Source organism: Streptomyces sp. NPDC001135, from assembly GCF_053598395.1.
In genome coordinates this window covers 234,353-241,382 of record NZ_JBSFKD010000009.1, presented here as the reverse complement: position 1 = coordinate 241,382, position 7,030 = coordinate 234,353, and the positions used below count along the sequence as shown (strand labels likewise).

Here is a 7,030-nt window from a genome sequence, read left to right as displayed (position 1 = left end):
AGGGCGAAGGCCACCAGGACCGTGGGAGTCAGCGGCTCGCTCAGGAAGATCGCGCCCGCCGCCACCGCGACCGCCGGGTTGACGTACGTGATCACCGTGGCACGGGTGGGACCCGCCTCCTTGAAGAGCTCCAGGAACGCCACGAACGCCACCGCCGTGCAGAGCACGCCCAGGCCGGCCAGGGCCGCCAAGGCGGTGGAGGAGGGGACGGACGACGGCCGCGCCGCGCAGGCCACCGGGGCGTAGACCACGGCCGCCAGGGTCAGACAGGCCGCCGTCAGGTGCAGGGACGGGACCTCCTTCAGCCGGCGCGCGGCTATCAGCGGGGCGGTGGCGTAGCCCAGGACCGTCAGCAGCACCTCGGCCAGGGAGCGGCCGTCGCCGCCGGTCAGGTGGGGAAGGGTCAGGACCGCCACGCCGCCCAGGCCCAGGGCGAGGCCGGTGAGGCGGCGGGCTCCGAGGTGTTCGGTGTCACCGAGCAGGCGGGCGGCGACCACGCCCACGATCGGTACGCCCGCGATCAGCAGACCGGCCGTCGAACTGGACAGGTGCCGTTCGGCGTCGGTGAGCGTGAACCAGGGGACAATGATCTCCAGACACGCGAAGGCCAGCAGGGGCCGCCAGTGGGTGCGTACGGTCCCGGGCAGGCCGCCCTGGCGCAGGGCGAAGGGCAGCAGCAGGAGCGCGCCGAGCGCACAGCGGGTGAACACGACCACCGGCGGGGACACCTCGTCCACCGCCACCTTGATCATCAGATAGGGGACGCCCCAGATCACTCCCATGAGGGAGAACAGGAACCAGCCACGTGCAGTCATGCGACGAGTTTCGGCCGTGTCCTCACGGGGTGTCTTGAACGCTGTTGCGATGTGCGGCCGAGGTGACGCTGGTGCGGTACGCCGCCGGCGTCACCCCGAGCACCCGGCGGAACCAGCGGGTCAGGTGCGCCTGGTCGGCGAAGCCCACGAGGCCCGCCACCTCCGCCGGGCGCAGACCGGCCTCCAGCAGGCCCCGCGCCCTGCTCACCCGGTACTGAGCGAGCCAGGCGTACGGGGGTACGCCCATCGTCGTACGGAAGGCCCGCAGCAGCTGGTAGCGGGACAGGCCCAGGTCGGCGGCGAGACAGGACAGCGGCGGGGGTGCGGTGAGTTCGTCGGCCAGGCGGTCGCGGACCGTCAGGGCTATCGTGCGCGCGCCGGGGACCAGGTCGCGTCCCGGTCTGGCCGTGGAGTGGCGGCGGGCCAGCGCGGTCAGCAGCCAGGGCAGGACGGACTCGGCCTCCAGGGGGTCGGGGCAGGAGCTGAGTTCGGTGTGGGCGCGGCGGAGCGCGGCGGCGAGCTCGGGGTCGTCGAGGAGCGGTTCGCGGAAGTACGGCAGGCCGCCGAGGATGCCGTCGGTCAGCAGCGCCGGCTCGGCGTACAGGGCGCGGTAGGCGTAGCCGTCGGTGGCGTTGGCGGGGCCGCCGGTGTGCATCTCGCCGGGGTCGAGGACGACGATGGTGCCCGGTCCGGTGCGGATGTGGCCGCCCCGGTAGTCGATCACCTCGCAGCCGCCGACGCAGACGCCGATCGTGTACTCCTCGTGGGCGTGCGGGGCGTAGGTGTGCCGGCGGAAGTTCGCCGTCAGCAGGTCGAGCGGCGGACCGAGCCGGCCCAGTCGCGCCCTGGTCCACAGCGCCTGTTCCGTCATCGGGCACCCCCTTGCCTGTGCTGCGCTCATGGGTGCAACGCCTTCGGGCCCCGTTTCCATGCCGCGCCGGGACCGGCGTCGGCCGGTGAGCGCTTCGATGCGGTCGGGGACAGACACTGGCCCGGCCTGCCCCAGGTCACCGCTTGACCCTGCCGCGACGTCAACGTCTGTACTGGTCCCATGCGGATCGGAGAACTCGCCGCCGCCGTCGGCGTCACGACGCGCACCGTGCGGCACTACCACCACCTGGGCCTGCTGCCCGAACCCGAGCGCAGGTCCAACGGCTACCGTCACTACGCTCTGCGGCACGCGGTCGTCCTCGCCCGGATCCGGAGGCTGACCGAGCTGGGTCTGGGCCTCGCCGAGGTGCGGGACGTCCTCGCCGACGACGCCGGGAAGGACCTGGTCGAGGTGCTCACCGAACTGGACGGGGACCTGGCCCGGCAGGAGGCGGAGATCCGGGAACGCCGGCAGCGACTGCGGGCGTTGCTGGACGGTGGGGAGTTGGGCGCCGAGGGGCCCGTCTCGCCGCGGCTCGCCGAGCTGTTCGGCTCGTTGGCCGGTGACGGCTCCCCCACGGCCGCCAAGGACCGCGAGATTCTCGCCGTGATCGACACCGGGGCGGGGCCCGAGGAGCGGGAGCGGCTGCTGTGCGCGCTGCACGGCGTCCTGGACGACCCGGAGGCCCTGGCGCGGACCCGCGCGGTGTACGCGCTGCTCGACGTGCTCGCGGACGCGGAACCGGACGACCCGCGGGTGGCGGAGGCCGCGCGGACCCTGGCCGGCTGCATCCCCCCGGGACTGCTGCCGGCCGGTCCGGTCGACTCCGGCCACGCCGTCCTGCGCGCCCTGTACGCCGACGTCGCGCCCGCCCAGGCCGAGGTGATCCGCCGTGCGCTCACCATCCTTGCGCAGGAGGGGAGATGAGGGTGCTGGAGACACTGGGACGGCTCGCGGGGCACGAGATGCGGCTCTGGACCAGCCTGGCGCTGTGGCTGGCCCGGCGCACTGACGGGACCGCCGGCGGGCGGGGTTTCGGGTACATGCGCGGGCAGGGCGCCACGATGTGGGGGCTGGCCTTCGTGTGCGTGGTCGAGACGATCGGCGTGTCCGCGATGCTGCGCGACATGCCCACCGCGCACGACGTCCTGCTCGTCCTGGACGTCTACACCGTGCTGTTCGTCGTCGGCCTGCACGCGGCCTGTGTGGTCCGCCCGCACGTGCTGACCGGGGAGGCGCTGCGGGTGCGGTACGGGGTCCATGTGGACCTGCGGATTCCGCTGGGCGCGATCACGGCCGTGCACCGCGAGACGCGGATGACGCACCGGCCGGCGAACGGCGTGCTGGACCTCGCGATCGGTTCCCAGACGTCGGTGCGGCTGGAGCTGGCGGAGCCGGTCACCCACCGGTCGCTCCTCGGCCGCCCCCGGCAGGTGAACACGGTGCGCCTGCACGCCGACGACCCCGGCACCCTCGTCCGGGCGCTCACACGGGCCTGAACAGGATTTCCGCCGTCCCGGGATCGGCCCGGCCGAGCCGTACCCGCAGGCGCTCGCCGAGCGGGAGGCGGTCGCCCTCGATCCGGCCGACGACCGCGGGCGAGTCCACCCGCACGGTCCCCACGCCCGGCCGGTGCTCGTCGACGTCCACCACGCACCCGTCGAAGACGTCCCCGACCCGGTCCTCGAGCAGGGCCGCCTCCACGACGTCCACGCACGCCCGCTCCACCGTGGCGGCGATGCGCGAACCGTCGGCCATCCGCCGGGGCAGCGCGTCGAGGGCGGCGAGCACCCAGTCGGGCGGGGCCTGGCCGGCGACAGCGGCGAGGCAGATCTCCGAGGCGTACCGGTCGGCCCGGCTGCGCACCAGGGCGCGGCGCACGTCGACGGCGACGGTCCGGCCCTCCGCGTCCAGGTCGATCGTCCACAGGACGGCGGGGCGGACCCGGTCCGGCAGCAGGCAGGCCGCGTCCTCACTGAGCACGGCGGGGTGCAGGGGGACCAGATCGTCCGGGAAGTACAGGGTGTTCACCCGCCGGTGCGCCTCCGCGTCCAGCGCCCCGCCGGGTACGACGAAGGCGGCGACGTCCGCGATGGCGTACCGGACCCGGTAGCCGGTGCCCTGCCGGGACAGGTGGATGGCCTGGTCGAGGTCGGTCGAGGCGGGAGGGTCGAGGGTGAAGAAGGGGATGTCGGTGGCGTCGTACGACGGCAGGACGGGCGACTTCGCCGCGCGCTCGGCCTCGGCCCGAACCTGCGGCGGGAAGTCCCGCGGGAGGCCGAGTCCGCCGCGCAGTGCGGCGAGGGCGGCCCGCAAGGGGGCCTCGGGGGCGCCGGTCACGCGGATCTTGCGGCGGGGCATACAGCGAGCGCAGGTCGGGGCCGGGTCGGGAGCACGCCGTACGCTGTCGCGGAGGTCTACGTGAGGAGTACGTGTTGCTGGTCCTGCTGCCGCCCTCGGAAGGCAAGGCGAACGCGGGTGAGGGTGCCCCGCTGGAGCTTCGGTCGCTGTCGCTGCCGGGGCTGACCGCCGCACGGGAAGCCGTGCTCGGCGAGCTGGTCGAGCTGTGCTCCGGTGACGAGGAGAAGGCGCGCGGGGTGCTCGGGCTGAGCGAGGGGCTGCGCGGCGAGGTCGCGAAGAACGCCGGGCTGCGCACGGCCGGCGCCCGGCCCGCCGGGGAGATCTACACCGGGGTGCTGTACGACGCCCTCGGCCTGGCCACGCTGGGCGGGGCGGCCCGGCGGCGCGCGGCGGACTCCCTGCTGGTGTTCTCCGGGCTGTGGGGCGCGGTGCGGGTCACGGACCGCATCCCCTCCTACCGCTGTGCGATGGGCGTGAAGCTGCCGGGGCTCGGCGCGCTGGCCGGGCACTGGCGGACGCCGATGGCCGAGGTGCTGCCGGCGGCGGCCGGGGACGGGCTGGTGCTGGACCTGCGCTCCTCGGCCTACGCGACGGCCTGGAAGCCGAAGGGCGAGGTCGCGGGACGGACGGCGACCGTGCGGGTGCTGCACGCGCCGACCCGGAAGGTGGTCAGCCACTTCAACAAGGCGACCAAGGGCCGGATGGTGCGGAGCCTGCTGACGGCCGGTGCCGCGCCGAAGGACCCCGCCGAGCTGGTCGAGGTGCTGCGGGAGCTCGGGTACGAGGTGGAGGCGGCGGCGCCGGGGAAGGCCGGGAAGCCGTGGTCGCTGGACGTGCTGGTGGAGGAGATCCACTGAGGGAAGCACCCGAGGGGGCTCAGCCCTGGCGGGCGTTGCATTATACGCAACGCCCTTTGCGCATGCTGCATCCGCTGGGCACGATGAGGGCATGACCTCACCGCCGCCCTCCTCTTCGGCCGCCTCCGTACTGGATCTCGCGCCCGTCGTGCCCGTGGTGGTCCTCTCCGACGCCTCCGACGCCGTACCGCTGGCGCGGGCGCTGGTGGCGGGCGGGCTGCCCGCGATCGAGGTGACGCTCAGGACCCCGGCGGCGCTGGAGGCGATCCGCGCGATCACCGGTGCGGTGCCCGAGGCGGTCGTGGGAGCGGGGACGGTGATCACCCCGGAGCAGGTGACCGGGTGCGTGGCGGCCGGGGCACGGTTCCTGGTCAGCCCCGGGTGGACGGACGCGCTGCTGACGGCGATGCGGGCGTCCGGGGTCCCGTTCCTGCCCGGCGTCTCGACCACCTCGGAGGTGGTGGCGCTGCTGGAGCGCGGGGTGCGGGAGATGAAGTTCTTCCCGGCGCAGGCCGCGGGCGGCACGGCCTATCTGAAGTCCCTGGCCGGCCCGCTGCCGCAGGCCCGCTTCTGTCCGACGGGCGGGATCGGTCCGGCGACCGCGCCGGAGTATCTGTCGCTGCCCAACGTCGGCTGCGTGGGCGGCAGTTGGATGGCCCCGGCGGACGCGGTGGCCGCCGGGGACTGGGCCCGGGTCGAGGAGCTGGCGCGCGGCGCGGCACAGCTCGCCGGGCTCAGGGGCGCAGGTGGGACGTGTCGTTGAACAGCCGTACGCTCGCGTTGCCGTCCGCGTAGTACGCCACCGCCGACAGTGAGGCGGCGGACAGTTCCATGCGGAACAGCGACTCGGGCGGGGCGCCGAGGGCGAGGCGGACGAGGGTCTTGATCGGGGTGACGTGGCTGACCAGCAGGACGGTGCAGCCCGCGTAGGCCGCCACCAGCTTGTCGCGGGTCGCGGCGATCCGGGTGGCCGTCTCGGCGAAGCTCTCGCCGCCGCCGGTGGGGTGGGCCTCCGGGTCGGCGAGCCAGGCGTTCAGGTCGTCCGGGTAGCGCTCGCGGACCTCGCCGAAGGTGAGCCCCTCCCAGGCGCCGAAGTCCGTCTCGCGCAGGCCGTCTTCGATCGTCACCTCGAGGCCGAGTCGGGCGGCGACGACGGCGGCGGTCTCGCGGGTGCGGGTGAGGGGGGAGGCGAGGACGGCCTGGACGGTGCCGCGCCTGGCGAGTGCCTCCGCGGCCCGGTGGGCCTGTTCGCGGCCGGCGGCGGAGAGGGAGGGGTCGGTGCCGCCGCTGCCGGAGAAGCGTTTCTGTGGGGTGAGGGGGGTTTCGCCGTGGCGCAGGAGCACGAAGGTGGCGGGGGCGCCGAGGTCGGGGGCGCTGCTCCAGCCCGGCGTCGAGGTGTGCGGCTCGGTGGGGGCGGAGGTTTCCCCTCCGGCGCCGGACAGGCGCTGCTCGCCGGGGGTGGACAGGCGCTCCTCGCCGAGCGGTGCCGCTTCCGGCGGGACGGGCGCCGCCCCAGCGGCACGACCGCCCGCGGCTACGGCGGCGTCGCCGCCCGCGGCTGCGGCGGCTGCGTCAGCCGCACGCCCCTTCGCCAGCGCCGCCCGGGCCCTCGCCGCGCCCGCCGCCGCGTCGCCCGGCGGGCCCGACGGCTCCGGAACCGTGGACGCCGTGTCCAGAGCCGCCCGCGACTCTGACGGCGACCACTGCCTGCCCTTGGCCCCTGCGTCCATCGCCTCGTTGGCCAGGCGGTCGGCGTGTGAGTTCTGGGCGCGGGGGATCCACTCGTAGGTGACCTGGTCCGGGGAGAGGACCGACCGTGCCTCGGTCGCCAGGGGCTTCATGTCGGGGTGCTTGATCTTCCAGCGGCCCGACATCTGCTCGACGACCAGCTTGGAGTCCATACGGACGTGGACCCGGGCCGACGGGTCGAGGGCGTGGGCGGCGCGCAGGCCGGCCACCAGGCCCCGGTACTCGGCCACGTTGTTCGTGGCGACGCCGATGTACTGCGCCGCCTCCGCCAGGACCTCTCCCGTCGCCGCGTCCCGCACGACCGCCCCGTAGCCCGCGGGCCCCGGATTGCCCCGCGACCCGCCGTCCGCCTCGACGATGAACTCCCGCACCCCGAA

The 7,030-nt window shown here is 74.7% G+C and carries 8 protein-coding genes; 4 read left to right on the top strand and 4 right to left on the bottom strand.

Features of this window, described 5'->3' with window-relative positions; translation table 11 throughout:
* Positions 1-815 (bottom strand): DMT family transporter (locus ACWC94_RS14670; protein ID WP_450796891.1); only part of this gene is annotated, 815 nt, incomplete at its 3' end.
* Between the two features lie 22 nt (positions 816-837).
* The gene (locus ACWC94_RS14665; RefSeq protein ID WP_450796890.1) at positions 838-1,686 is read right to left on the bottom strand and encodes an AraC family transcriptional regulator; all 849 of its coding nucleotides are present in this window, start codon (positions 1,684-1,686) and stop codon (positions 838-840) included.
* A gap of 180 nt (positions 1,687-1,866) precedes the next feature.
* On the opposite strand from ACWC94_RS14665, the gene ACWC94_RS14660 reads away from it, so the two are divergent.
* Both ACWC94_RS14660 and ACWC94_RS14655 read left to right on the top strand, forming a co-directional pair.
* On the top strand, positions 1,867-2,613 hold the full coding sequence (locus ACWC94_RS14660) for a MerR family transcriptional regulator (RefSeq protein WP_450796889.1): 747 nt from the start codon (positions 1,867-1,869) through the stop codon (positions 2,611-2,613).
* Positions 2,610-3,185: a hypothetical protein gene (locus ACWC94_RS14655; protein ID WP_450796888.1), complete on the top strand. Its 576-nt coding sequence runs from the start codon at positions 2,610-2,612 to the stop codon at positions 3,183-3,185. The genes ACWC94_RS14660 and ACWC94_RS14655 overlap by 4 nt, the downstream gene beginning before the upstream one ends.
* Here the strand turns inward: ACWC94_RS14655 and ACWC94_RS14650 are convergent.
* On the bottom strand, positions 3,172-4,047 hold the full coding sequence (locus ACWC94_RS14650; protein ID WP_450796887.1) for an RNB domain-containing ribonuclease: 876 nt from the start codon (positions 4,045-4,047) through the stop codon (positions 3,172-3,174). The genes ACWC94_RS14655 and ACWC94_RS14650 overlap by 14 nt on opposite strands.
* A 74-nt stretch (positions 4,048-4,121) precedes the next feature.
* Here ACWC94_RS14650 and yaaA point away from each other — a divergent pair, with 74 nt between their 5' ends.
* Together yaaA and eda are read left to right on the top strand one after the other, a co-directional pair.
* Complete coding sequence (gene yaaA / locus ACWC94_RS14645) at positions 4,122-4,904, top strand: peroxide stress protein YaaA (protein WP_450796902.1); 783 nt, start codon at positions 4,122-4,124, stop codon at positions 4,902-4,904.
* 91 nt (positions 4,905-4,995) lie between these two features.
* Positions 4,996-5,667, top strand: a complete 672-nt coding sequence (gene eda / locus ACWC94_RS14640; protein ID WP_450796886.1) for a bifunctional 4-hydroxy-2-oxoglutarate aldolase/2-dehydro-3-deoxy-phosphogluconate aldolase — start codon at positions 4,996-4,998, stop codon at positions 5,665-5,667.
* Here eda and ACWC94_RS14635 read toward each other — a convergent pair.
* Positions 5,639-7,024 (bottom strand): bifunctional RNase H/acid phosphatase, encoded by a 1,386-nt coding sequence (locus ACWC94_RS14635; RefSeq protein ID WP_450796885.1) that lies wholly within the window; start codon positions 7,022-7,024, stop codon positions 5,639-5,641. The two genes, eda and ACWC94_RS14635, sit on opposite strands and share 29 nt — an antisense overlap.
* Between the last annotated feature and the right edge of the window lie 6 nt (positions 7,025-7,030).

Coding starts and splice junctions, on each gene's coding strand:
- ACWC94_RS14665 (WP_450796890.1), bottom strand. CDS start 1,686: ATGACGGAACAGGCGCTGTGGACCAGGGCGCGACTGGGCCGGCTCGGT.
- ACWC94_RS14660 (WP_450796889.1), top strand. CDS start 1,867: ATGCGGATCGGAGAACTCGCCGCCGCCGTCGGCGTCACGACGCGCACC.
- ACWC94_RS14655 (WP_450796888.1), top strand. CDS start 2,610: ATGAGGGTGCTGGAGACACTGGGACGGCTCGCGGGGCACGAGATGCGG.
- ACWC94_RS14650 (WP_450796887.1), bottom strand. CDS start 4,047: ATGCCCCGCCGCAAGATCCGCGTGACCGGCGCCCCCGAGGCCCCCTTG.
- eda (WP_450796886.1), top strand. CDS start 4,996: ATGACCTCACCGCCGCCCTCCTCTTCGGCCGCCTCCGTACTGGATCTC.